Raw genomic sequence first — 25118 nt, forward strand, 5'->3', positions numbered from 1 at the left:
CAACTGAAGTTGGAACCAGAAATAGGTGAAGAATCTTGAAAACTTCAAGATTTAACGAAGATAATGTTTTTTAGATGGGGAAATAAATACGGCACAAAAAAGCTAATAATAAACGACTTTCTTGGCAATCACCTTTCATGTTTGAATTTGAATCCTGGATATGTAAGGGAATTTAAACTTATAATATGTCAATCTTTACAAGGATGTGCGTCCAGCTCTGATTTAATTTAGTTATAAAAACACCTCTTTAGAGCTAAAGAGGTGTTCATCATATTTATAGATCTTCATTTTTAGAGCTTATTTTAGCATGCTTGTATCCATAGCCTATATAAATAACTAAACCTATCGCTAACCAAATCAAAAAGCGCACGATAGTAAATAGCGGCAGACTAAAAATTAATACAATACATCCTCCAACACCTACAGTTGCTACAAGCCATAGCGCAGGTACTTTAAATACACGTGGTTGATTTGGTCGTGTATAGCGAAGAACAACAACACTAACTGTTGTTAAAGCAAAAGCAGTTAAACCGCCGATGTTAGCAAATTCCGCTAATTCTCCGATCGATAAAAATCCTGATAAGAGAATGCCTGTTACAACTACAATTAAAGTTGATAATACAGGTACTCCTGTTTTTTTATTTGTTTGTGCAATACGTTCTGGTAGAAGTCCATCTCGGCTCATTGCAAACAGCACGCGTGTCGCACTTGTTGTATTTGCAATCATCGTAGCAAGCAATCCAAAAATAACTGATACTGCAATGATAGCACCTCCCCATTGAATCCCAACAGATTCTAGTGCATATACAGTAGGATTTGGAACATCCAACTCAGGGGATGGTACAATACCTGTTAATACTAGTGCAACAATTGCATAAATAAGCGTTAGTATACTTAGACCACCAATTAAAGCTTTTGGTATTGTTTTTTGTGGATTTTTTACTTCCTCAAGAACTGTTGTTACACCATCAAATCCGGTAAAGGCAAAGAACACTAGTGCCGCTCCCGCCATTACACCTGACCAGCCAAATGGTGTAAACGGTGTCCAGTTTATAGGGTTAACGTGAAAAGCCCCTATAGCAAGGAATAAAATAATCGCGCCAACCTTAGCAGCTGTAAATAACATATTTGATCGGCCCACATTTTTAATTCCACTCATTGAAATCCAAGCTACAATAAGCCAACCAGCCACAGCAGGTAGATTCACAATCCCACCATGAGCAATATCCTTTGTTAAAACTTCTGGCAAGTGAATTCCCACAGATTGTAAAAACGAATTGACGTAGCCACTCCAGCCAACTGCGACTGTACTAGAAATAACGATAAATTCTAATAATAAATCCCAACCGATTATCCAAGCAATCATTTCACCTAACGCAATATAAGAATAGGTGTAAGCACTCCCGGCAACAGGGGCCATCGCTGCGAATTCGACATAGGCTAATCCAACTGCTATTGTTACAAGACCCCCTATTAAGAATGAAACAACGACACCAGGACCCGCATGTAGAGCAGCTGTAGTTCCTGGCAGTACAAAAATGCCAGCTCCTATTGTAGCCCCTAGTACATACAGCAATAATTGCAACGACCCTAGTTCACGCTTAAGTTTAAAACGTTCGACTTCAGTTATTTTATTGGCTTGCTCGATGGACTTCTTCCGTAAAAAATTCGCCATAATAACCACTCCACTTTCAAAAAAAGAAAATAAATTTCATTTTTATGTATTTTTATCAATAAACAGTATATTATCTGCATTTTCGAATTGAGTCAACAATTTGATTATTATAACAATTTACCTTTTTACTAGAAAACGAGTTAATAGTTCACTTATGTTACGTTGCTGATGAAGAAGCTAAACTTCACAGTGGGCAAGTCCAATTCCTCAATTAGTGCCATAATCAGCATTACTTGCCTGATAAGTCCTTTCTCTCGATCTCTCCTAATGCAATAGTTGTTATTGATTCCTGCAATTTATGTCATTCGACCTTTTAAGGATTAATCTATTTCCCGTTTATCGTAAAATAAGAGAAATAAATTCTTTACTAGCATAATGACTTCTGTTTATTTATCATTGTTAGATATAAGTGATCCAATCAGGAGGTGTAATCATTTGGAAGAAAAAAATATTCAATAGGTGAAACAGCTAAAATGATAGGATCCACGATAAAGACAGTCCGTTACTATGACGAAATTGGATTGCTGAAACCTACAAGTTATACTGAGGGTGGACATCGATTGTACACAGCTGAAGATATATGGCGCCTTGAAATGATTACAAACCTGCGTTATCTGGATTTCGGAATTGATGAAATAAGCAAAATGATATCTGAAGAAATATCAGTTGATAAAACACTTGATTGGCAGATCGAATCGATGGAGACACAGGTTACTACGCTTATGGATATGATATCGATTCTTCGTCAAGCAAAGGAACATGACGGGGATTCATTGCAGTATATTCATAACTTAGTAAACGAACGAACAATAAATACCGAACATAAAAAACAATTTATCGATAAAAAATTGAAGGAATGCCAATTATTAATTGGCATTCCTAAAGAGTGGAAAGATTCGTTTTTTTATTATTTTGATAAATATATTATTAATCAAGTGAAAGGCTCCGCCAAACAAACAGCTACTTGGCATGAATTACAGGAGCTTATAAATGATCCTCAGTTTATAAAAGACTTGAAAAATACTGAATTTCTGTACTTTAATATTGTTCATCAGTCAAAATATAATGCTACAACATTGGTCAGAAAGCTTGAGAACATCCATGATCGATTGAATAAGGCGCTGAAGCAAAAATTGCCTGCCAACAGTCCAATTGTACAGACCATTATCGACGACACTGCTAGGCTGTATGCGAACTCACAGCAATTGGACAATAAAGAAGATCACTTCCGCTACTTTACAGAATATATTCAATTAACCAAAACCAAACGACTCGAACGATGCGAAACGTTATGTGCTATTCTAAGCCCACAATACTACCAACTCTCAAAAGCCAATCAATTACTATTTCAAGGAATAGAATGGCGGCTTGAACATATGGAAGAATCATAAAACGAATAATCGAGGGCTAAACACCCTCAACTATTCGTTTTGGTAGTCAACCTTTCAGTAACGTAAACTCTGGATGATCGCCTATATTTTGCTCCAATAGTTTGAATGGCTGTTGCTTCAAATAATGATCGAAGAAATCCAATGAATAATCGTTAATTAATCGGTATGCCTTTTGGATGTCGACCCCTTCCATCCGTTCATAAAGCGGTGAAAACAGGTATAAATCGGAGAAGCCCATATGCTTCATATCTTTAATTTTCATCCAATAGTTTCCTCCCACAGTTACATACTCGTACCGTGGCAAAGTTTCCTTTACAAACTCGATGAGCTCCTTACCATCCGTTTCCTTCGCCTCTCTGATTGTGTCATCGGCACTCATCATCATAAACGGCTTCTTCAGCCCATCCACAGGAACTCGGAGTTTTCCATATAAAACACCGTCCATATTAAGAGCTGCTTTTATTCTTGAATCTGTCATTAGCATTTGGGTGCTTGTTGCTCCACCAAAGGAATGACCAAACATACCTACATTCTCCATATCCATTCGACCTGTAAAACGGTTTTCAGGATCATTCTGGGCCAGCTGCTCCACTTGATCCAGCACAAATTTAGCATCTTCTACCCAACCTTCATTTGCTTTATCTAAATATGCAATTGATTCAGTTTTTTGAGGCACGTAATTTGCTACACGACCATCAGAAAAGACTGAAGTCGTGCTACTGTAAGTATGATCCATACCTACCACGATATAGCCTTGACTGACTAATTGCTCAATTTGAAAAGTGTTCTGATTTTTATGTCCACTAAAACCATGAGAAAACAGGAGCACCGGATAGGTTGTTTCCTGATTAGAAATCTCAGCGTTCTCAATAGCATGTGTTTTGACATAACCAAAATTTGCAAATAAAAACTTCGGTAAATTCAGGATTTTACTATACCCCTCTGCAAAAACATCAGAATCGGAAATATAAGGAGCCGTATTACCTTTAGCAGTCGTATCAGCAGGATACCAGATTTGTACCATTAATTCGCGTTTGTCATCAGGCTCCGGTGTAAGAGTCTCTTCCCTTTGAGTATCCACCCAATCGTAGGTGACTGTTCCAATTTTGTACGGACCCACTGGCTTTTCAAAAGTAAATACCGGAAGCACGATAGGCAGACTAACTGCTACAGCAGAATAAAGTACAGCTAATGTTGAATTAAGAACAACGCGTGATCGGCACATATTTGATTGTTGTTCTTTTTGATCTTTTGGGTTAAAAAAGTGCCTTATCACAACAACAACGATAAAAAATAATGTCATTAAATAGGTCGGAATCATTTGCCAGCGCATACCTTCTATGATCCCATGGACAAGCAGAAATAGAATAGACATACCACCACCTATCAGCACCCCTTGCCGTGACTTGTTTCTACCAAAGACTAACCAACCTAGCAAAACAATATTAAAGATGATATAAAACAATTCAATAGACCTCATAATGAAAAACCTCCTTGTTTTTTTGATCTTGCTGATTCAAATCAAAGTGTATTACCTCCAGTAAGAGGAGAATCAACACTTCATACAAAAAAACACTGACATTTTTTATAATTGTCCACTACTTTACAAATTTGAGATCGTTTATATTTGAAGATTGAGAAGTTATAAAAGATTACCGTTATAATAGTAAGAATGGTTACTATGAGTATTTCATGGCTTTGTATAGGCTATAATAAGTTATTTGAGAAGTTAGGGGAGGGCAACATGGATTCCTATGAAGTATCAACATTAAAAAAGGGTCTTTTGATTTTAGATGTATTACGTCAAAAGCATTCTCTTACATTAACTGAAATTATGGAAGAACTATCAATGAATAAGACGTCCGTTTTTCGCATGCTTTATACGCTAGAAAAAATGAATTATGTAATTAAATATAATAAGTATTATCAATTAAATCCGCATATCTTTAGGGATGAGCACTTATATTGGCACAAAGATATCCAATGGACGTCTCTCGTGGCGCCATATCAATTAGCTCGCCAAGAAGAAATAACTACTTACATTGGTATTTTGGAAGATTGTGAGATGGTGATAAAAAATGTGATTAGGGAGCCTTTTGAACATCCTGCTTATCAAGCAATCGATACTCGGACACCTATGCATTCAAGCGCACTCGGAAAAGTAGTATTAGCTCATCTGTCAGCTAAAAAACAACGTGAACTATTAAATAGTATTGAACTAAATACATTTACAACAAAAACCTTCTATGATTATGGCCTATTGATTCCTCATTTACAGGTCATTAAAGCACAGGGATATGCTGTTGATCACGAAGAAACGAATGTAGGTAAAATTTGTATTGCAGTTCCGATTTATGTGAATGAAGAAGTCATCGGCGCAATTGCTTTGCACGGTTCGACGAATCAAATTAAGAAAACGGCCATACGGTCATTTGTCAAAAGGTTAGAAGAGGCAAGCAAGCAATTGACGGAAGAAATCAATTACCTGTTAGCATAAAAGAAAATTTCAACCGATCTTCTATTTGCAATTAAAACGCTTTTGTTTCTATATATGAAACTATAACTTTGTATGTTGGTAAAATATTTTTTTTACTCTATTCTGATTACAGAAAACAGAGGAGGTAGGAATATGAAATTTCATACATTAAAAAAAACAAATATTAAGATTTCCGAAATTGGTCTTGGGACGAATGCTGTAGGTGGCCATAACTTATATGAAAACTTAAATGAACAAAATGGGAAAGAGCTAGTCCCCGCTGCCCTTGACTTAGGGATAACTTTTTTCGATACAGCTGACATATATGGAAAAGGGCGTTCAGAAGAACTTGTTGGCGAAGTATTAAATAAATATCAAAGGGAAAATTTTGTTTTAGCGACAAAGGGAGGTAGACACTGGTTTGAGGATGGTTCAGTAAAAACAAATAATCATCCGCAATATTTACGAAGTGCACTTGAAAATAGCTTAAATCGTCTACAGATGGATTATGTGGACCTTTACTATTTACACTTCCCAGACAACGAGACCCCTCTTGCAGAGTCGATTGGTGAATTATCACGCTTAAAAGAGGAAGGAAAAATCCGAGCAATTGGCATTTCAAACGTTACATTAGATCAACTTATAGAAGCTAATGTGCACAATGATATTTCAGTGTTACAATCTCCGTACAATATGTTAAACCGTTCAGCAGAGCAAGATTTATTGCCTTACTGTGTAAAAAATGATATTTCATTTATTCCATACGGTCCACTTGCATATGGTCTACTTGGTGGCAAGTATACAAAAGACTTTAAGTTAAGCACTGGAGACTGGCGAATTTCGGATCCTTTATTCCAAGGTGAATTATTTGAACAAACATTATTAAAAGTAGATGGATTAAAAGGAATTGCAGGGGAAAAACAAACGACATTACCAAATCTAGCGCTTGCTTGGTTATTAGCTCAAGATGGTATTGATGCAGTTATCCCAGGCGGAAAACATAAAAACCAAGTGGCTACCAATGTGAAAGCAAGCGATATCCCATTAACAAAAGAAGATTTAGTGAATATCGAAAGAATTTTTGGATAAAGTAAAAATGCGAAAATGCTGTTAAGTCAACATTTTCGCATTTTATTTTTTATTCTGGACGTTCTATCTCAAATATATCTCCAATTTTTGCGTAATTTGAGCCGGCTAGTCTGCTAACTGCTTTTAGTTTTCTTGGATCAATTCGTCCTTCATTATAAAGGGTCTCATCTATATGATATTGTACGACTTCACCAATAAACAAATCACCTGTCTGTTCGTCACCATTCATTAAAGGAATCGTCTGTACTAAACGGCATTCCATTCGAATCTTTGCCTCTTGAATACCTGGTACAGATATAAGCTCACTATCGGTTAATGTAAATTGAACTCGATCAATTTCACTTTCAGTTACAGGTAATGAAGCTGCCGTTTCATTCACCTGCTTAACATTATCCTCATCTACAATATGCACAACAAATTGCTGATGATGATGGATATGGCGAGCGGTATCTTTTAAGCGCCCATTTGGTCTTTGAACGGCCAGAGAAATCATCGGTGGATTGGAAGACACGATATTAAAAAAACTAAAAGGTGCACCATTGATGACCCCTTGCTCTGACTTTGTCGTAACAAAGGCAATAGGTCTCGGAATAATACTGCCAATCAATAACTTATAATTCTCACGTTCCGTATTTTTCTTAGGATCAATTGAAATCAAACGTCCCATCTCCTTTAATCAAGCGCACGCACTTTGATTGGAATTAATGTTCTTTCCAATTGTTCACGATGCTGTTCGTATTGAGATGGTAACATTAATTGGCTACCCATTGTCTCAGGTGTTTCATCATGAGCGAATCCAGGTGGATCTGTCGCAATTTCAAATAAAATCTCACCGGGTTCACGGAAATAAATCGCATTAAAATAATTACGATCTTTCACTTCAGTTACATGTTGTCCATGATTCATTACATACTCTTGCCATTCTAGATGATCCGCATTATCCTGGGCTCTCCAGGCAATATGATGAACTGTTCCGACTCCCATTTGACCACGCATACCAGGAACAACTTTTAAATCTACCGTATTGCCGATATCTGCAATGGATTTATAACGAGTATACTCGCCTTCCGTTGCTACTTTCTCAAGCCCCATAACTTCGGTTAAGACTTTTGCTGTTTCTTCTGGGTGACTTGAATAAAGTGTTGCACCACCAAATCCTTTAATCGCAACCTCAGGAGTTACCTCACCAAATGTCCATTCATTCAATTCGCCTTCTGTACGTGCAACTAATTCAACATGAAGTCCGTGTGGATCATCAAATTGTATTACTTGTTCACCAAAGCGTTCAGCTTTTTGGAATGGAATACTGAATTTTGCAAGACGATTAATCCAAAAAGGTAGTGCTCCTTCTGGTACAACATAAGTAGTTACGCCAACTTGACCATCACCAATACGTCCTTGATAAGCATTTGCCCATGGAAAGAATGTAATAATTGTACCAGGTTTACCACCTTTGTTACCAAAATAAAGATGATATGTGCCCGGGTCATCGAAATTTACCGTTTGTTTAACTAAACGTAGGCCAAATACACCAGCATAAAAATCAATATTTTCTTGTGGATGCCCAACAATGGCTGTGATATGGTGAATACCCGCAGTATGTTTTTTCATGTTAACAGTCCCTTTCATGATAAATGTCTTTCTCACCTATACTTTATCCAATAACGTTCTACCTCAATCTTTGAACATATTATCGAATTGTATATAAAGCTTTTGACCAAGGAATTAATTGGTCTAACATTTGGTTAACAGAATCTGATTGCACTGCTTTTGGTTTGAAATCAGTACCATTTTCAAAGTCTGTGAATAGTGACAATGCTGGATGCACACGGACATCTGCAATTAAAAGCTCACCCATAATACCACGTAAATGTTCAGCTGCACGTGCACCACCTACAGAACCATACGATACAATACCTGCAGCTTTGTTATTCCATTCTACACGTAAATAATCTAGTGCATTTTTAAGAGCTCCTGTAATAGAGTGATTGTACTCTTGTACGATAAATACAAATCCATCTTGTTTTGCAACGATTTCTGACCAAGCTTGAGCGCCTGAAGCGTCTTGCCCTGGTTCACCTAGTAAAGGTAATTTGTAATCTGCGATATCAATAATTGTATAGTTTGCATCTCCTCGTTGATCTGCGATTTCTTTTACCCATTGTGCTACTTGTGGACTTACACGACCTTCGCGTGTTGATCCGATAATAATTCCGATATTTAATTCTGCCATTGTTTTTTCCTCCTCTTTTTTTGAAGCAAATAATTTATTTAAAAAACCCATATGATTACCTCCTTATGATGAAAAGTAAAACTTTACTTTCTACATGGATTAAAAGGTTCGAATTCATTTATCTTGAATTTATTTATCTTGAATTCGAGATAATAATAACACGATGGTTCAATTTACGTCAACATGTTTGTTTAATGTTTTAAAAAAGCAGAGATGTTATGGTATCAACATCTCTGCTTTTCTTAATTAATATGGCTCATCACTATAACGAGTGGTTGATTTCCGTTCCGACTGGGCGCTTTGTAGCTGACGCTTTGCTTTCGCTACAGAAAACATTTGTTGCTGACGCTTCGCTTTCGCACAGATAAAACACTTGCCGCTGTCGCTTCGCTTTCGCGCAGATAAAACAAACCTATAGTTTTAAAATGGTATGTCATCGATTTTAATGGGCGTTGTGCTACCTAAAATCCAATCATCTTTGATTGCACCATAAACGATACTATCTGTTACAGTACCATCTGCATTTCCCCAAGCATTTCTTAAATAGCCCTCTTTTACAAAACTAGCTTTCGCAAAACATTTCCTCATACCAATATTATCAACTCTCGTATAACCCTCGATACGAATCTTACCTTTTTCTCCAAACAGGTAATCTTGTAACCAAAGAAGTGTTTTTACTCCGTATCCTCTTCCTCTATAACGCGTATCTAAACGGATATCGAATAACGGGATCGTATCGCTTATGTCATGAATTGTAATAATCCCGACCTTTTCTTCATTATCAATTATCCAATGCGTCTCGCGATCGCTGTGATAGTATCCTTCTGCAAATGCTTTTCGAACGGATTCCTCTTTTAGATTTTGGTCGGTATGATAAATCCACTTGTTTTGAGTTAATAATTCCACTAAATCTTCAATTTCATCTTCGAATAGTTTAAAGTTCATTCATATTATCCTCCATCATAAAATTGGGCTCATCACCATAGCGTATGGTTGATTCCCGCTCACAGTTATTTATGAGTATAGCTTCTTACTTCACAACCCTCAAAACAAAACCATCATATCCTTTGCTCCCAACTGTTTGAATGGCTGTAGCATCTATCTGTGATTCCTCAGATAATAAATCTATAAATTGACGAATTCCCTGAACATTTAAATCCTCACTGTCGTCGTCAATAACATGTCCTTGACGAACTACATTATCCCCAATAATAACTGTCCCTGGTCTTGAAAGTTCTATCATCCATTTCAAATAATGGGGATTGTTTTGTTTATCTGCATCGATAAACATAAAATCAAAATAAGTAAAGCCCTTTTCTTTTAGGGTCGGTAATATTTCCAGTGCAGGTCCCACCATTACTTTAATTTTCTTTTCTAAACCGGCCCTTTTTATGTTCTCTTCAGCTACTTTTGCGTGCTTTGCATCAAATTCAAGTGTTATTAGATGTCCATCATCGGGTAATGCTCTCCCTAGCCAAATGCTACTGTATCCGCCAAGGGTTCCGATTTCTAAAATGTTTTTTGCTCCCTTCATTTTAGCAAGCACGTACAACAGCTTACCTTGGTTCGGAGCTACATCAAAGCAGGCAAATCCGCTTCTAAATTCGCTTATAATACTGAATCCATAACATCATCAGAACTATGAAGTTTAGTGCTAAAATAATGATCTATCTCATTCCATTTCTTTGTCTTCATATACCTTCACCTCGAAATTACTTTAGTAGTTAGAATTACTTTACGCTTACTATCACGCTTCATCAGGGCCCATCGAGAAAAGAACATGCCAAGAAAAGCGAAAAGTACACAGACAATCCCAATTCCAATTCCGTTCAATACTTCTCCTACCATGATCCCGAGAACACCAAATATTTTGCCTATTTGAAAGACAAATCCATTAAAAGCCATATAAGCACCTCGACGGGAATCATCTACAATTTCCGCCAGCAAGGATTGCCTTGTAGGTACATACATTAACTCTCCGACTGAAAGCACAACAACACCAATAAATAAAAGCGTTAAATTATTTGAAAAGGCAAGAATTGAATAGCCTAACCCGAATAATAAAAATCCAAAATACATAACTTTTTGAACCGATTTTCCTTTAATCCATTTTGTGAAAACTACTGTAAACAACACAATTATCAATGTATTCTCCACTGTTAATAGACTTAAAAGCTTTACACCGTCCAGTGTAATATTTAAATCCCCTAATAATGTCACAACCCGTGTAAGAAATTCCTTTTCCAATCTTATTGCAATGAAATTGTTACGTTGAAATTCAATTGAAAGAATAGCAATACCTCCGAGCGTAAATAACACAAAGGGCACATTGGTAATAACAGTGCGATAGCTTTGTATAATAGATCTTATGCCATAGGAATCTTCACTTCTTTTTTCCTCACCAGCTGTGACACTGAAAGTTTCTTGGATCAACGACTTCGTCATCCACAATGTTACAAAGGAAATAATCAGCAATGAGATTAACAGTTGAAAAAAGTGCGTTTGGAAAAACCAACCGCCAATAATTAATCCAAGCATCATGGATAAGTTTACAGCCCAGTAATTGATGGAGTACATTAAAGCCCTGTTTTCTTTTGTGCTGACATCAATCAGCATTGCTTCAGCAGCAGGGTTAATAAAGCCAGTAGATATACTCATTACTAACAGCATTAAAAAAGTTACCCAAGCAGATGTAAAGGCTGGTGAATTGGCAACAATCATCCCCGCAAATGCTAGGACTTTCATCCATTCACCAATGACCATCATTTTTTTCCTGCCTATTGAGTCAGCTAAGTAACCCCCATATAAACTTGCGATAAATTGAACAATCAATTGGATTAAAAGAAGAATTCCTGCATAGATAGCATTCAGCTCTTTTGTAAAATAAATAGCCATGAATGGAAAAACCATTGAACCAACAACTCGGCTCATAAAAGATGTATAAATTCTTATTTGAATGTTACGATGTAAATTTTTGAACATTACTTCCACCCCCAGCTCATTATGCTTTGTTCAATAGTGGAAAAAAAGGGTATAATCCAATCATAAATGTCCCCTTTTAAGTGGATAAGGAGAGATTGATGATGAAGAATTATTCTTATTTCCAGATGAGGGCTTTTTTATATCCTAGAGAAGAACAACAGACTGCTGAATGCAAACTTTATGAATTGGAGAGCTTATGGTTTTGTACACAAAAAAGTGTTAAACGTAGGCTAAAACAGTTCGGAGAGGCAGGCAAACTAATCTATGCTCCGGGTAAAGGTAGAGGAAATCCTTCACAAATTGTGTTTTATAAACCCTTTCAACAAGAAATTGAGGATGCCGTAAAACAGCTAGTTCAACGCGATCAATTGGAGGAAGTTATTTTACTATTGCAATTGCCTATTCCAAAAACTTGGATCGCCAATGTATCGCAAGAAATTCAAAGTTTATTCGGCATTCAATCATCCGGGCAACCAAGGGACGTGTTACGAACTGCTCGAACTAGAGAATTAACGACACTGGATCCATTACATACCTCTATTACCTTTGAGACCTTTATTATTTATCAACTAGGAGATACACTCGTAACCTATAATCAAGAACAAGACACAGTAATCCCTCACATAGCACACAACTGGGAAAGTGACAATGAAGGGAAAACATGGACTTTTTACTTAAGAAAAGGAGTCCGCTTTCATAATCAGCACTTATTAACAAGTGAAGATGTGCGCTATACGCTTGATCGTTTTAAAACAAGTTCTTCACCACATTCTTGGCTTGTGGAAGATATAGACCAAATAGAGTGTCTTTCTCCTTTTACAATTCGCTTTAAGCTTTTTAAACCAAATGCACTTTTCCCTAGATTTCTGAGCTTCCACAATCTCGTTATATTGCCTGTCAATGAGCCATTCGACGAAAATAAGTGGATAGGAACAGGTCCTTTTCAAATTAAAAAACGGACGGATAACTTACTCGTCCTCCAAGCGTTCGACAATTACTTTCTTACTAGACCAATATTAGATGAGATTGAAATTTATCGGGTACCAATTGAAACAACTCACTCTGCTATGTATGAAGTGCAAAATCACAATGAAACGATTACAACTTACCAACATAAACAAGACATTGAAGTGGGATTTCGCTTTTTGTCATTTAATTTCAAACGCAATACTATTGTTCATAATGCTGCGTTTCGAGAGGCTATTTATCATCTTATGGATGTACGGAAATTGTGGAAGGATTTAGGTCGAAGTAATCTTCAAGAAGCGTCCAGCTATTTCTTTTGGAAATCTAAGCACCAAACAAAGGATATTCAGCGCGTTCAATCTTTACTAGAAGAGGCCGGATATCAAGGAGAATTAATAACTGTATATACGCTGGACAAACAAAACTGTGTTGAGGAAGCCGAGTGGGTCAAACAAGAAGCTCGTAAATTCGGTCTTCACTTAGATGTTAAAGTCTACTCAATATCAGATTACTACGATCCTTCTCTTGAAGAAGCCGATTTATTAATGATGGGTGAAGTTGCTTCGATGGATCATCACTTATCTTTTTTAGGTGCATTTTTAAATAAAGCACTTATTTTTAATCGTTTTTTATCTAATGCTCACTTAGAAAATTTGAATGTCTATTTTGAAAAAATAAAGCAAGCAACGGATTGGCAGACAAGAGAATGTTGGATTAACGAGGTTGAATGTTATATACGACAAGAGAATTTATTTTTATATTTAAATCATCCTATTAAAAGCCGTATCTTCCATCCTATGATTAAGGATATCCAATTTGATTCGTTCGGCTTCGTAGATTTTCGAAAGCTTTGGATTAAGTAGTTTAAATTCTCCCGAATAGTATTCACAACAAATATCATATACTTTAAAGAAGTGTATATTTTTGGATAATCACTAAAAATTAGGAACGGAATTTGTTAATACGTAATGTGAGCGAAGCGGCTCATTGGACGCCCCAGAAAAGCGCTCAGTCGGAACGGAAATCAACCACGCGTTTGGTAATGAGCCATATTTTTTTGAAATTTACTTAATAGATTAAAGGTCGTGACTATGAAATTATGAAGGAAAAATTTTCGGGGGAATAGGTGAAAACAACAATGAAAAAAATCTCTGTATATAAAACAATAGTAGTATGTTTATTATTTATTCCATTCTATCTATTTCAACCAGTCTCACAAATCTCTGCAGATTCTGGGGAACAAGACATTAAGCGTACTATAAATAAGTATGTTGAAAACTTTTTAGAAGAGCAGCGAATTCCAGGGGCATCTATTGCTATTGTTCATAAAAATGATATTTTTCATTCTAAATCGTGGGGCGTAACGGGAGAATCCGAAGAAAAGGTAACTGCTGAAACTCCATTTGTAGTTGGTTCTATTAGTAAATCATTAACAGGTTTAGCCATCATGAGATTGGTTGATGCAGGCATTATTCAATTAGATGATCCAGTTCAAAAGTATATGCCATGGTTTACCCTAAAAGATAAACAAGCCTCTTCTCAAATAACGATTAAACAGTTACTTACGCAAACAAGTGGGATAAGCACTTATTCTGGCTTAGCTATATCGGACAAAGAATCTAAAGATTTAAGTGCTATAAAGGAAAATGCAGAAAGTTTATCGAATGTGAAGCTGACTGCTGCTCCTGGAGAAAAACATCAGTATAGTAATGCTAACTTTTCTATTCTTGGAGCTCTCATCGAAGAAGTGACCAATCTACCATTTTCTGAATATATGGAGGAACAAGTTTTTTCTCCATTAGGGATGAAAAGTGCAGCCGCTAATAGTAGCATGGCCTATGAAAAAGGATACTTATCTGGCTATCAATCATGGCTTGGTCACCCTGTCAAAAGCACAGTCACATTTGATAATGGAGGGACACCCTACGGATATATAACGGCAAGTGCAACAGATATGGTGCAGTACATTAAGCTACTTAGTCACCATGAGCATAACGATTTTTTAAGTAAAAATGCGTTGAACCTTTATATATCGCCATTTGTTCAAACTAGTAAATATCGATATTACGGCCTTGGTGTACGAATCTCATATCCAGAATCCAAAGAAGAAATGATATGGCATTCTGGTTCAAATCCTGACGCACGCTCAGAAGTATTTTATCTACCAGAAACTGATTGGGGCGGGGTAATTCTCACTAACAAAAGTCATATATTAGAGGAAAAATCACTTCTTTACTTGAAAGAAGGGATTATTAATATTTTAAATGGGAAAGAGCCCGTTGACACACCTAAATATAAACCTACATTTCAAGTCATAACAATTGCTATATTATGTTTACTTTTTGTGATGTTTATTTATCTTCTATTAAAGGTTAAAACTAATAAAGGAAGAGTGTCGGGTATATTCGGTTTTATACTTTTAGTTTTGGCCATTATCTCCATTCCATTATTAAGCTATAATACAGGAACACCTTGGCACACTATTAGATATTTTGCTCCCGATATTGCATTTTTGGCCATAGCACTGGTTACCCTTTTAACATTGAATGGCTTATTATCTATCTATATTGCATTTAAACGACGACAAAAAAGACAACTTCTCTAAGTAGGAGTTGTCTTTTTTAGTTATGCTTGTATTATCAAGGAAAAAGCTTCATATCTAAAATTGATTATTCATTCCCTTGACCGTAGCCTGCTTCCGAGGCCATAGCGTCTGCTTTCGTAACATGTACCGTACCAAATGGATGGTTAGGAGGAGCGTATATTGAATAAAGCTTTAATGGCACATTCCCTATATTCGTGACGTTATGCCACGTTCCAGCAGGCACTACTACGGCATAATTTTCGTAGACTTTTCTTTCATAATTTAAATTGTTTTTACTAGGGCCCATTTGAGCAAATCCCTCACCCTGTTCAATATATAAAATTTGATCAACATTTGGGTGTATTTCCAAGCCAATATTATCACCAACATTAATACTCATTAAAGTAATCTGTGAGTTCTTTCCCGTCCACAGAGTAGTACGATACGTATCGTTTTGCTTAGCTGCATCTTTAAGATTGATGACAAGTGGCTGAGGTCCATAATCTTTTAATACAATACTTCCACCATTGGAAAAACGAGAAGGTTCAGCACTGTTCGCATACCCTACCTGATAAGGAGGTGTCCAATAAACAAGCTGATCTCTATAGCTATACATAGGCATGTTTCCGTAATAAGGAATGTAGTACATTTTCTCAATCCCCTCACACATTATAAGGTTATCCTATGCGACTTGTTCTAGAAATGTACTTATACGTATTTCCATCCTATAGTACAACTTAAAAATTTATTTACTCAAAGGTATCCTCATCCTCAGCATACTCTAAAATATCCCCCGGTTGACAATTCAATACTTTACAAATTGCATTTAACGTTGAAAAACGTATTGCCTTTACCTTCCCCGTTTTTAAATTCGATAAATTGACAATCGATATGTCTACTGCTTCTGCAAGCTCACTTAATTGCATTTTTCTATCAGCTAATACACGATCCAATCTTACGATAATCGTCAATTTCTTCACTTCCTATACTGTTGCATCATACTCTTCTTGTAAAAAAGAGCCATATCTAAATATCCTACCAATTGTCCAAACTATAAAACTACATAGTAGTATGCTCCAATTTATATCAAAAAATCTAAAAGAAACGGATTGAATCCATTCAATATTGTCTAATTCATTATTGTTTAAAAACATATGTAATAATGTTGAAACTATATATGCTTGAACCGTATTACTTAAAAAACTTAAAATTAATAAACTATATGCTACTAGCTCTATTCTTTTACTATTTCTAAGAGTAAATACATCCCCAACAATGACTGATTTAACAAATTTCCATAATAAAATAAAAATTGACATAACAATCAAAGTAAAGATCATCGAGAGTAAAATTAATACGATTGTTTCACTTTTATCATAAACAAAATTACTCATTATATCTTTATTAAAAAAAACAGTTAATCCATTAAATTTAAAAGAAATGTCAATGTTAGAATCTAAAACTAGTTTATTAATCTTCTCACCAGAGACTGTTAAAGCTACAACTAATAACCCAAAGAGTAATAAGATACATGATGCAATGATTACTATAGTAGCTATTAATAATATATTTAATATTCTCAAACTCATTTTAATATTACGAATTGCTAACGATTGATCCATAACTGCCTCTAACACTCCTTATTATTTGTTCTTTATTTATATTCCTTCCCCCAATTATTGTAGGATATATTATTTCACACCTCCGTTTTGTAGATACTTAAAGCTCGGATATAGTATATATTATAAGCTGATTTCACATCGATGTTTAATAACAGCTTCATGAACTATTTTTTTCAATTCGACTTTTTCTCCAATAAAGGACATACTAACATGAATAAGATTTATCATAAACGAACATTCCAAAAAGTATATGAAATGTCTGGAACTTGATATAGTATGTATTTAGGAAAAAATCAATTTGTTTTGGTGGTGTATATATGAAGAAGTTCATTATGGATTTTTTAATGATTGCAATCGGGGCGATGCTTTTTGCACTGGCTGTAAACTTATTTGTTATACCTAATGATTTAGGTGAAGGTGGCGTAACAGGTTTAACAATCATCGCCTATTATTTGTTTGGATGGTCGCCAAGTATTGTGAGCTTTGCGCTAAACGCAGCTTTATTAGTAGTTGGCTATAAGTTTTTAAGTAGGCAAATGACTATTTATACGATTATTGCAGTATCCCTTCATTCACTGTTTTTACATTTAACAGAATCGTGGTCGATTTCTTCAAATGAAATTATTGTGAATGCTATTTTTGGCGGGGTGTTTGCTGGAGTTGGTATAGGCTTAATTATAAGAGTTGGTGGAACAACAGCAGGGTCAACAATCTTAGCTAGAATGACGAACAAATATTTAGGCTGGAGTATTAGTTACGGTTTATTGTTTTTTGATTTAATTGTAGCTTTTTCATCTTACTTTATTATCGGAGCAGAAGCATTAATGCTTACTGTCATTATGCTTTATGTCGGAACAAAGGTGATGGAGTTTGTTATTGAAGGTGTAAACCCGAAAAAGGCAGTTACGATTATTTCGAATAAGCCAGAAGAGATTGCCAGTCATGTGAGTGGTTTTATGAATCGAGGCGTGACAGTTCTATCAGGCCATGGCTATTACACGAAGGAACAAAAAGAGATTCTGTACATTGTTATTAGTAAACAGGAAGTTGTGAAGTTAAAGAAAATTGTCAAAGAAATAGACACGGATGCTTTTATTGCTATTCATGATGTACGAGATGTTTTTGGACATGGATTTATTGAATTATCTAAGGCGTAATTAAGAAACTAAGAAAACACCTTTTGTTGAAAATGGGGATTATCCCTTTAAAAATCAACATAGAGGTGTTTTTTCTATTGAACAATCTTTCACTATTCATACTAATCCCTACGGAGTCGCCCAGCCTCTACTCCAATCAACTTATATACATAGTATACGTTTTACAAATGCATCTAAAATTTCGGCGATGAAGCCTTTATTCCTCAACCTGTAAGGAAATTTCAATAATCCTATCTAAAAGTTGCGTATAAGTAATTCCGGCCGAGGATGCGCTTTTTGGGAGTAGGCTGTTTTTTGTCATCCCTGGCAATGTGTTAACCTCCATGACGTATGGGATTCCATCCTTGATCATCATATCGATTCTGGCATAAACACTACACTTTAATGCGCTATAGCAGGCTTTTGCGGCTTCAGCAACACGTTCATGTATGGCAGGTGGAAGTTCTACAACTTCCTCTATCGTAGTGGCATCCTCATATTTCGCTTTATAGTCAAAGAACTGCGCTGTATGGCGAATTGAAATAATCGGTAATAGCTCCCCGTTTAAAATGGAGCATGTTATTTCTTCACCTTCTATATATTTTTCAATAATGATTTCAGGATCCCATTTGAATACTTCCTCAACCGAGGTGAGTAAAGCATCTTTATCATTAACTATTTTTACCCCTACACTGGAGCCACCCGAATTAGGTTTAACTACTAACGGATAGCCCATCTTATCTAATTCATCAAACTGAAGCTCCTCGATATTCGAATGATGGAGCCAATCCGGTGTTTCAATGCCTTCATAACGTAGAATTTTTTTCGAAATATTTTTATCCATACACATACTACTTGAAAGTATACCACTACCCGTATACTTAACGCCCATAGCCTCTAGTACACCTTGAATCGTACCATCCTCTCCAAATTTACCATGTAATGCTATTAAAGCAACATCAAAATCTCTCACCTTTTCAATAAGCTCTGACGTGTTATTTTCATTTAGTGCAATAGCTACCACTTCGTATTTACTCTTATCTAAATGAGCGATCATTTCTTCCCCTGTCATGATAGAGACCTGCTTTTCTGAGGAAACGCCCCCCATAATAACGCCAACTTTCATATGTTCAACTCCCTATTTCATTTTTCAAAGTATCACCAATAATCTTAATGCCACGCACAATATCCTCTTCTTTTAGCCGAGAAAATCCTAATCGAAATGTGTTACTGCCTTCGCCATTGCTATAAAAAACGTCTCCAGGATAAAAAACAACTCCCCTTTGATAGCACTTCTTCAATAGTGTACGAGCATCCATTCCTTTTTCTAGCTCAATAAAGAGATGAAGTCCACCATCTCCTGTCAGTCTTTTAAAAGGAATGTATTGATGGCAAGCTTGACGGGCTAATTCATATTTTTTCTTATATACGAACTTTGCCTTTTTTAAAAATTTTTCAAAATAACCATCCTGTAAATATTGATAAAGCACAGCCTGATCTAATGTCGATGTATGAATAGTACGTGCTCTTTTCATACTTTCCAGACAGTGGATGAGTTCCTTATCAGCTAATATCCATCCCACACGTAAGCCCGGAAAAAGAATTTTAGAAAAGCTACTAATATAAATAACATTGTTGCCCTCACCGATAAAAGTCATTAGCGGTGCTAAATGCGAGCCTGAATAACGTAATTCCTCATTAAAGCCATCCTCCACAATCGGAATTTGATATTGCGAAAAAAGCCTAATAATTTCAGCTCTTTTTTCAGAAGATGTCACAATACCTGTCGGATTATGATAGGACGGGATTAAGTAAGCAAAATCAAATTCCTTTTCCGATAAGCTTTTCTTAACTTGTTCAATATCGATACCATCATCCTTCATGTCGATTCCGTGGATGTCAAATCCGTGTAAGCGAAAAAGCTTTAATGCCGCATGGTGAGTAGGGTTTTCGCAAATAACACGTCCGGATTTTTTACTTAAAGAAGATAATAAAATATCCAAGCCCTCGGTAAAGCCATTCGTAATTAAAATATCTTTATTGGAAATATCTACACCCTTCATTTCCATATAGTGAAGAAGGTACTCGATTAAAGGTTTATAGCCTTTTGCGTATCCGTAATTCAACACGACATCTCCTTCAAGGGACATACGGGTCAAAAAGGCTCTTTTAAAATTTTCAACATCAAAAAGCTTTTCTTCAGGGGCAACACTATTGAAGGAAATCATCCCTTTTTCTCCATGAATATCTTGCTTCATTAAATCTAATTCATCAGCTAACAAAGTAACGTTATTTAGCCTCTCCTTCCAATTAAATTCGACAGATGAAGCTTTCAACGTTTCGACTTTCCCTACAAAATTACCTTTTCCTTTCACAGCATAGATCATGCCCTCTTGCTCTAAATCTGCATATGCATTCAGTACCGTATTTCTACTGATCGATAATAATTTACTAAGTTCACGGGTAGATGGAAGCTTTTGATGCTCCAGCAAGTGTCCCTTCACAATCTTTTCTTTCAAATAATCTTTTAATTGAATATAAACCGGACGATCATCGTTAAGCTTAAAATCATTAAACACTTCCTGTACCCCCTTGCTTTATTTTCACATAACTGTATCCAACTCAAAAGGTCCACAGTATAGGGATTTTTCCTTCCTTGTGGTACGATTTCTAGCTCGTAAAAAATGCAATCCTTCAAAATGAAGAATTGCACCTATTATAGGCTAATTATAATTGAGGATAAAAATACATTTTGAAGTCCTTTCTATCATCCCGTTCTTTAAGCAATTAATCACAATTATTTCCCAGGAATAATTGGAAGGACCTAATCTCAAAGCCTTTTATTCACAACATCTTAGCCTTTTGAAGAATCATTTGGATAAACGGCTCTTTTTCCTTTGTATATGTCGATCGATCAAATTGATATTTAGACGCTAATTGATTTTTTAATACCGCATATTCATTTGCTGCTTGTGGATGTGATCTAAGATAATCACGGAAAAGTAATTTTTCAGCCCATTCATTACCGTTATATTCACAAATATGTAAATGGATTGTTCCCTGCCCCCACAATCCCTTTCTAAAAAATCTTCTATCCTTAAACTGTAGTTTCGGTACATATTCATAGTCAATTTTACTTAAAGCGTCTATGAAGCTCGGCACTTCATCTAAACTCCGAACACCAACAAGAATATCAATAATCGGTTTCGCTTTTAGTCCCTTTATCGATGTACTTCCAATATGCTCAATACGAATAGCACTATCACCTAAAGCTTTTCCAATTTCGTTTTGTTCAAATGCATATTGTTGCTCCCAATGTGGATTATATTCGGAAAGCTGAACTTTAATTTTCCGTACAAGCTTACCTCCTCATGGATTCTTTTTAAATAAACCTACTAAAAATCCTTCTAGACCGAAATATTGATCTTCATCAGATAGGGCTATCATCTTCCGTATTTCAATTTCTTCTAATGATTGAAATATTTCTTTTAGTTGATTTTTGGTATACCCTAATCCTCCTTCTAAGCTACGTTTTATATATACTTCTTCATCTGAGATGGCTGAACCGCCATATGCACCATGTTCCTCAAATGAGCATAAAGCGAAGTAACCATTAGGCTTTAATAATTTATGAATCAATTCAATATACGTCACACGACGATGAGGTGCTATATGATGAAAACAACCTGAATCATAAATAAAATCAAAGCTCTCTTCTTGTAGATTCAGTTCAAAAATATTAGCGCAAATGAAATCTACATTTACGTCTGCTTCATCAACCCTTTTTTGCGCCCATTGCAATGCATGATCCGATAAGTCGACACCAACAACTGAACAGCCTTGTTTTGCTAAGTAAATGGCATTTCGTCCAGCTCCACAGCCTAACTCTAAAACTTTATCTGGCTGAATCACCTTTTTTTCAAAATAGCTTACTAGATTTTCATCAGGTTTATTAACAAAAAAAGGTACCTTTTTAAATATTTGATCATAAAATCCATCCCAAAATCCCTGCGGTTCACGTAATAAATTATCTAATACAACTAGCAATTGTTCATTTGATTTGATTAGCATTTTACGCCTCCAATTTGCATCTATCTAAAAACTAAATATTCTATCTCTTTATTATATGGTATATTCCTCCAAGAATGTTATCAATCTTTCTTCCGAATATAGATAACTATCTCTCCTTCTATTAGTTTTGACACTTCTTAATGTTCATTGAAATACAAAATGTTACACTGAAATGGCTAGCATTTCTCACACTGCTTATCGTAAATGTCTCCACCGCACGTCAACAACAAAAATAAGAACATTCCAAAAAAGAGCTAAACGGCTTAAGCCATTGGACTACATGGCTCAAACCGCTTAAAATCTGTTTATTATTTCCACTGTCTGCTTGTAAGGGAGCAATTCATATTTGGTTACAGAATATCAAAGGAAGGAGTTATCTAATGAACTTAAATCTCAAAGCATTGTTTTCTACTTACCGTCATTATCGAACAAAGCCAACTGAGTTAATGTATGACTTTTTTTATTTCTACCATCAACAAGCAAATGAATGGTTTTCTGTTTCCAAGCAAGAGATTTCACAGCGTGACTACCAATGGCTCACTATTTTTTATACTGAGATCACTTCCACAATATCTCAACCATCGGAAATCTGGTATGAATTTTTATATTTGAACGGTGACATACCATCTAGGCTATCATATAGCAAAGCTCGCGTTATTCAGCTCATCTTTTTAAATGATAATCCTCCTGCTGAAGAATTAAAAGAAGCTACTTTGAACTTTTTCCAGCAAGATACGGTAGTACTTCAGGTTGCAACAAATCGCTTTCTATTAATTGAGGCTATGGATAGTTCGATTAATAAAAAGGAAGATTTCATTGCACTTATTCGCACAATTGAAACAGATTTTTTCGTTCAAATTCATTTGTATCAAGGCGAAGCTTATGAAATAAATAAGCAATTCCCAAGTAAGTTCCAACGAGAAGCTCAATGGTTCGAGGAATGCTTACATTATAAAAATGCTGAACAATTTTATTCATTTGAAACGATATTCCCTATTTTATTAACGCAACAAATGCCTACTTCCATATTGAAATTTATAGAGGAACAAATTTTAATACCTTTGCAGTCTGATATGGAGTTGCTTGACACAGTCAAGACATTTTACGAATGTGGTTTAAATATTTCTTTGACATCAAAAAAACTACATATTCATCGAAATACTCTTAATTACCGTTTAGCAAAATTTCAAGAAACAACAAATATTTCTACAAAAAATCTAGACGGCGCTATACTCGTCTATATTGCTAGCTTTCTTCGATCAAAATTACAAAATGCACAAAAATAATGACTGAAAATTATGCATTTTAAATATTTAGTTTTCCCCTACATTTTTTATACACTTAAAAAAACAAACAAAGGGGCTATAAACATGGAAAAAATCATACTTAAAAATATTATTAAAACATATGATGGCGGTGTAACAGCTGTATCTGACTTTAATTTAGCGGTTCAAGATCGGGAGTTTATTGCACTTGTTGGGCCTTCCGGTTGTGGGAAATCGACAACATTACGAATGATTGCCGGCTTAGAGGAAATTTCGTCTGGTGATTTTTTAATAGATGGCAAGAAAATGAACAATGTACCTTCTAAGGATCGAGATATCGCGATGGTTTTCCAAAACTACGCACTATATCCGCATATGACAGTATACGATAATATGGCATTTGGCTTAAAGCTTCGCAAGTTTTCTAAGCAGGAAATAAAAGAGCGTGTCCACAATGCAGCTGCAATTCTCGATTTAGAAAAGTATTTAGATCGCAAGCCGAAAGCTCTATCAGGTGGGCAGCGTCAACGTGTAGCACTCGGTCGAGCAATCGTCCGCGATGCAAATATTTTCTTAATGGACGAGCCTCTGTCCAATTTAGATGCAAAGCTTCGCGTACAAATGCGCGCTGAAATTACAAAGCTTCACCAACGATTAAAAACGACTACTATTTATGTAACACACGATCAGACAGAAGCGATGACAATGGCCACTCGTCTCGTTGTAATGAAGGATGGTATAGTTCAACAAATCGGGACACCTGAAGAAGTATATGGAACACCAGAGAACAAATTTGTTGGTGGCTTTATCGGCTCACCATCAATGAACTTCTTTAAAGGAGTATTCCAAGAAAACGGGATTCAGATTGATGATATTACACTAACTATTCCAGCAGAAAAAAGTAAATTATTAAAAGAACGAGGTTATTTACAAAAAGAACTGTTTCTTGGCATTCGACCAGAGCATATTTATGAAAAATCTTCCGTAAATCCCGAACCGTTCTTCACAGCAATTGACGCAAATATTGAAGTATCAGAATTAACAGGTGCTGAGCTGATGCTACATGCACAATTAAATGGTCAGCCTTATATCGCGCGGGTGAACTCCGATACAAAAATTACACAAGGTCAGGTCGCACATCTACTATTTGACATGTCACGCGTTCATTTCTTTGACTTAGAAACAGAGAAACGCATTCGTTAAGGTTAAAGCCTCTGGCGGATGCTACGGAAATCGTAAAGGTGTTCATATAGGATGTTAGCCGTTATCGCATCCATGCGATAACGACTAACCGACCTGCATCGGTAAAAACGCCACGTCCTGTGGCATTACCGAAATGACCGACATCGTGTCGGCCCTCATGTTGTTGCTGTCGCTTCGCTTTCGCACAGACAAAAACATGTTGTTGCTGTCGCTTCGCTTTCGCACAGACAAAAACATGTTGTTGCCGCTACGTTAGCACTGCGCTTTCGCACAAAAGACATCTGCAGGCCTAAGCATACAGTCGATTCCGGACACAAGTATGCCGAGGCATACTTGATAAATCCGCCCCTTCCCGTAGAAACCTGCGTAAATTTCACCTTCGTATCCTTTAACATTATTAATAGAAAAAGGCAGCAAACAAACTT

At 36.0% G+C, this 25118-nt stretch carries 23 protein-coding genes; 8 read left to right on the forward strand and 15 right to left on the reverse strand.

Features of this window, described 5'->3' with window-relative positions; all coding sequences use genetic code 11:
* Positions 1-274: 274 nt before the first annotated feature.
* Positions 275-1675, reverse strand: a complete 1401-nt coding sequence (locus ABH966_RS07550) for an amino acid permease (protein ID WP_370077252.1) — start codon at positions 1673-1675, stop codon at positions 275-277.
* Positions 1676-2130: 455 nt separating this feature from the next.
* On the opposite strand from ABH966_RS07550, the gene ABH966_RS07555 reads away from it, so the two are divergent.
* A complete protein-coding gene (locus tag ABH966_RS07555) occupies positions 2131-3066 on the forward strand; it encodes a MerR family transcriptional regulator (RefSeq protein ID WP_370077356.1) in 936 nt (311 codons plus the stop codon).
* Positions 3067-3112: 46 nt separating this feature from the next.
* Here the strand turns inward: ABH966_RS07555 and ABH966_RS07560 are convergent, their stop codons facing one another.
* On the reverse strand, positions 3113-4546 hold the full coding sequence (locus ABH966_RS07560; RefSeq protein ID WP_370077254.1) for an alpha/beta hydrolase family protein: 1434 nt from the start codon (positions 4544-4546) through the stop codon (positions 3113-3115).
* Between the two features lie 264 nt (positions 4547-4810).
* On the opposite strand from ABH966_RS07560, the gene ABH966_RS07565 reads away from it, so the two are divergent.
* The gene (locus ABH966_RS07565) at positions 4811-5563 is read left to right on the forward strand and encodes an IclR family transcriptional regulator (protein WP_370077256.1); all 753 of its coding nucleotides are present in this window, start codon (positions 4811-4813) and stop codon (positions 5561-5563) included.
* 132 nt (positions 5564-5695) lie between these two features.
* Positions 5696-6631, forward strand: a complete 936-nt coding sequence (locus ABH966_RS07570) for an aldo/keto reductase (RefSeq protein WP_370077258.1) — start codon at positions 5696-5698, stop codon at positions 6629-6631.
* 49 nt (positions 6632-6680) lie between these two features.
* Here the strand turns inward: ABH966_RS07570 and ABH966_RS07575 are convergent, their stop codons facing one another.
* The 6 genes from ABH966_RS07575 to ABH966_RS07600 all read right to left on the reverse strand — a co-directional run bounded on the left by ABH966_RS07575 (position 6681) and on the right by ABH966_RS07600 (position 11846).
* Positions 6681-7289, reverse strand: a complete 609-nt coding sequence (locus ABH966_RS07575; RefSeq protein WP_370077260.1) for a flavin reductase family protein — start codon at positions 7287-7289, stop codon at positions 6681-6683.
* Between the two features lie 14 nt (positions 7290-7303).
* Positions 7304-8242 carry a ring-cleaving dioxygenase gene (locus ABH966_RS07580; protein WP_370077262.1) on the reverse strand — a complete coding sequence of 313 codons (939 nt, stop codon included), beginning with the start codon at positions 8240-8242 and terminating at the stop codon, positions 7304-7306.
* Between the two features lie 79 nt (positions 8243-8321).
* Positions 8322-8915: an NADPH-dependent FMN reductase gene (locus tag ABH966_RS07585; RefSeq protein WP_370077263.1), complete on the reverse strand. Its 594-nt coding sequence runs from the start codon at positions 8913-8915 to the stop codon at positions 8322-8324.
* A 369-nt stretch (positions 8916-9284) separates the two neighbouring features.
* A complete protein-coding gene (locus ABH966_RS07590; RefSeq protein WP_370077265.1) occupies positions 9285-9809 on the reverse strand; it encodes a GNAT family N-acetyltransferase in 525 nt (174 codons plus the stop codon).
* 85 nt (positions 9810-9894) lie between these two features.
* Complete coding sequence (locus ABH966_RS07595) at positions 9895-10398, reverse strand: O-methyltransferase (protein ID WP_370077267.1); 504 nt, start codon at positions 10396-10398, stop codon at positions 9895-9897.
* A 167-nt stretch (positions 10399-10565) separates the two neighbouring features.
* Positions 10566-11846, reverse strand: a complete 1281-nt coding sequence (locus ABH966_RS07600) for an MDR family MFS transporter (protein ID WP_370077269.1) — start codon at positions 11844-11846, stop codon at positions 10566-10568.
* A gap of 101 nt (positions 11847-11947) precedes the next feature.
* Here ABH966_RS07600 and ABH966_RS07605 point away from each other — a divergent pair, with 101 nt between their 5' ends.
* A complete protein-coding gene (locus ABH966_RS07605; RefSeq protein WP_370077271.1) occupies positions 11948-13675 on the forward strand; it encodes an SgrR family transcriptional regulator in 1728 nt (575 codons plus the stop codon).
* 275 nt (positions 13676-13950) lie between these two features.
* Entirely contained in the window at positions 13951-15417 is a 1467-nt protein-coding gene (locus ABH966_RS07610) for a serine hydrolase domain-containing protein (RefSeq protein ID WP_370077273.1), read from the forward strand.
* Between the two features lie 64 nt (positions 15418-15481).
* Here ABH966_RS07610 and ABH966_RS07615 read toward each other — a convergent pair whose 3' ends face one another.
* The 3 genes from ABH966_RS07615 to ABH966_RS07625 all read right to left on the reverse strand — a co-directional run bounded on the left by ABH966_RS07615 (position 15482) and on the right by ABH966_RS07625 (position 17018).
* Positions 15482-16045 carry a cupin domain-containing protein gene (locus tag ABH966_RS07615; RefSeq protein ID WP_370077275.1) on the reverse strand — a complete coding sequence of 188 codons (564 nt, stop codon included), beginning with the start codon at positions 16043-16045 and terminating at the stop codon, positions 15482-15484.
* Positions 16046-16145: 100 nt separating this feature from the next.
* Positions 16146-16367, reverse strand: a complete 222-nt coding sequence (locus ABH966_RS07620; protein WP_370077277.1) for a helix-turn-helix domain-containing protein — start codon at positions 16365-16367, stop codon at positions 16146-16148.
* Between the two features lie 12 nt (positions 16368-16379).
* Entirely contained in the window at positions 16380-17018 is a 639-nt protein-coding gene (locus ABH966_RS07625) for a DUF2975 domain-containing protein (RefSeq protein ID WP_370077279.1), read from the reverse strand.
* Between the two features lie 317 nt (positions 17019-17335).
* Between ABH966_RS07625 and ABH966_RS07630 the strand changes: the two genes are divergently transcribed.
* Positions 17336-18175 (forward strand): YitT family protein, encoded by an 840-nt coding sequence (locus tag ABH966_RS07630; protein WP_370077281.1) that lies wholly within the window; start codon positions 17336-17338, stop codon positions 18173-18175.
* A gap of 196 nt (positions 18176-18371) precedes the next feature.
* On the opposite strand, the gene ABH966_RS07635 is transcribed toward ABH966_RS07630, so the two are convergent.
* The 4 genes from ABH966_RS07635 to ABH966_RS07650 all read right to left on the reverse strand — a co-directional run bounded on the left by ABH966_RS07635 (position 18372) and on the right by ABH966_RS07650 (position 22225).
* Positions 18372-19280 (reverse strand): D-alanine--D-alanine ligase, encoded by a 909-nt coding sequence (locus ABH966_RS07635; RefSeq protein WP_370077283.1) that lies wholly within the window; start codon positions 19278-19280, stop codon positions 18372-18374.
* Between the two features lie 4 nt (positions 19281-19284).
* Positions 19285-20733: a MocR-like pyridoxine biosynthesis transcription factor PdxR gene (gene pdxR / locus ABH966_RS07640; RefSeq protein WP_370077285.1), complete on the reverse strand. Its 1449-nt coding sequence runs from the start codon at positions 20731-20733 to the stop codon at positions 19285-19287.
* 265 nt (positions 20734-20998) lie between these two features.
* Positions 20999-21502, reverse strand: coding sequence for a GrpB family protein (locus ABH966_RS07645; protein WP_370077357.1), 504 nt, complete (start codon positions 21500-21502; stop codon positions 20999-21001).
* Positions 21503-21523: 21 nt separating this feature from the next.
* Positions 21524-22225, reverse strand: coding sequence for a class I SAM-dependent methyltransferase (locus tag ABH966_RS07650; protein WP_370077287.1), 702 nt, complete (start codon positions 22223-22225; stop codon positions 21524-21526).
* 380 nt (positions 22226-22605) lie between these two features.
* Here ABH966_RS07650 and ABH966_RS07655 point away from each other — a divergent pair, with 380 nt between their 5' ends.
* Both ABH966_RS07655 and ABH966_RS07660 read left to right on the forward strand, forming a co-directional pair.
* The gene (locus ABH966_RS07655; protein WP_370077289.1) at positions 22606-23511 is read left to right on the forward strand and encodes a PucR family transcriptional regulator; all 906 of its coding nucleotides are present in this window, start codon (positions 22606-22608) and stop codon (positions 23509-23511) included.
* A gap of 84 nt (positions 23512-23595) precedes the next feature.
* Positions 23596-24693 carry an ABC transporter ATP-binding protein gene (locus tag ABH966_RS07660; RefSeq protein ID WP_370077291.1) on the forward strand — a complete coding sequence of 366 codons (1098 nt, stop codon included), beginning with the start codon at positions 23596-23598 and terminating at the stop codon, positions 24691-24693.
* Positions 24694-25118 lie beyond the last annotated feature (425 nt).

Source organism: Lysinibacillus sp. RC46 (assembly GCF_041262385.1).
Taxonomy (GTDB): Bacteria; Bacillota; Bacilli; order Bacillales_A; family Planococcaceae; genus Lysinibacillus.

What these genes read in the sequence shown, in the direction of transcription:
- ABH966_RS07550 (WP_370077252.1), bottom strand. Translation starts at nt 1,675, where the DNA reads ATGGCGAATTTTTTACGGAAGAAGTCCATCGAGCAAGCCAATAAAATA.
- ABH966_RS07560 (WP_370077254.1), bottom strand. Translation starts at nt 4,546, where the DNA reads ATGAGGTCTATTGAATTGTTTTATATCATCTTTAATATTGTTTTGCTA.
- ABH966_RS07565 (WP_370077256.1), top strand. Translation starts at nt 4,811, where the DNA reads ATGGATTCCTATGAAGTATCAACATTAAAAAAGGGTCTTTTGATTTTA.
- ABH966_RS07570 (WP_370077258.1), top strand. Translation starts at nt 5,696, where the DNA reads ATGAAATTTCATACATTAAAAAAAACAAATATTAAGATTTCCGAAATT.
- ABH966_RS07580 (WP_370077262.1), bottom strand. Translation starts at nt 8,242, where the DNA reads ATGAAAAAACATACTGCGGGTATTCACCATATCACAGCCATTGTTGGG.
- ABH966_RS07585 (WP_370077263.1), bottom strand. Translation starts at nt 8,915, where the DNA reads ATGGGTTTTTTAAATAAATTATTTGCTTCAAAAAAAGAGGAGGAAAAA.
- ABH966_RS07590 (WP_370077265.1), bottom strand. Translation starts at nt 9,809, where the DNA reads ATGAACTTTAAACTATTCGAAGATGAAATTGAAGATTTAGTGGAATTA.
- ABH966_RS07595 (WP_370077267.1), bottom strand. Translation starts at nt 10,398, where the DNA reads ATGAAGGGAGCAAAAAACATTTTAGAAATCGGAACCCTTGGCGGATAC.
- ABH966_RS07600 (WP_370077269.1), bottom strand. Translation starts at nt 11,846, where the DNA reads ATGTTCAAAAATTTACATCGTAACATTCAAATAAGAATTTATACATCT.
- ABH966_RS07605 (WP_370077271.1), top strand. Translation starts at nt 11,948, where the DNA reads ATGAAGAATTATTCTTATTTCCAGATGAGGGCTTTTTTATATCCTAGA.
- ABH966_RS07610 (WP_370077273.1), top strand. Translation starts at nt 13,951, where the DNA reads ATGAAAAAAATCTCTGTATATAAAACAATAGTAGTATGTTTATTATTT.
- ABH966_RS07615 (WP_370077275.1), bottom strand. Translation starts at nt 16,045, where the DNA reads ATGTACTACATTCCTTATTACGGAAACATGCCTATGTATAGCTATAGA.
- ABH966_RS07625 (WP_370077279.1), bottom strand. Translation starts at nt 17,018, where the DNA reads ATGGATCAATCGTTAGCAATTCGTAATATTAAAATGAGTTTGAGAATA.
- ABH966_RS07630 (WP_370077281.1), top strand. Translation starts at nt 17,336, where the DNA reads ATGAAGAAGTTCATTATGGATTTTTTAATGATTGCAATCGGGGCGATG.
- ABH966_RS07635 (WP_370077283.1), bottom strand. Translation starts at nt 19,280, where the DNA reads ATGAAAGTTGGCGTTATTATGGGGGGCGTTTCCTCAGAAAAGCAGGTC.
- ABH966_RS07650 (WP_370077287.1), bottom strand. Translation starts at nt 22,225, where the DNA reads ATGCTAATCAAATCAAATGAACAATTGCTAGTTGTATTAGATAATTTA.
- ABH966_RS07655 (WP_370077289.1), top strand. Translation starts at nt 22,606, where the DNA reads ATGAACTTAAATCTCAAAGCATTGTTTTCTACTTACCGTCATTATCGA.
- ABH966_RS07660 (WP_370077291.1), top strand. Translation starts at nt 23,596, where the DNA reads ATGGAAAAAATCATACTTAAAAATATTATTAAAACATATGATGGCGGT.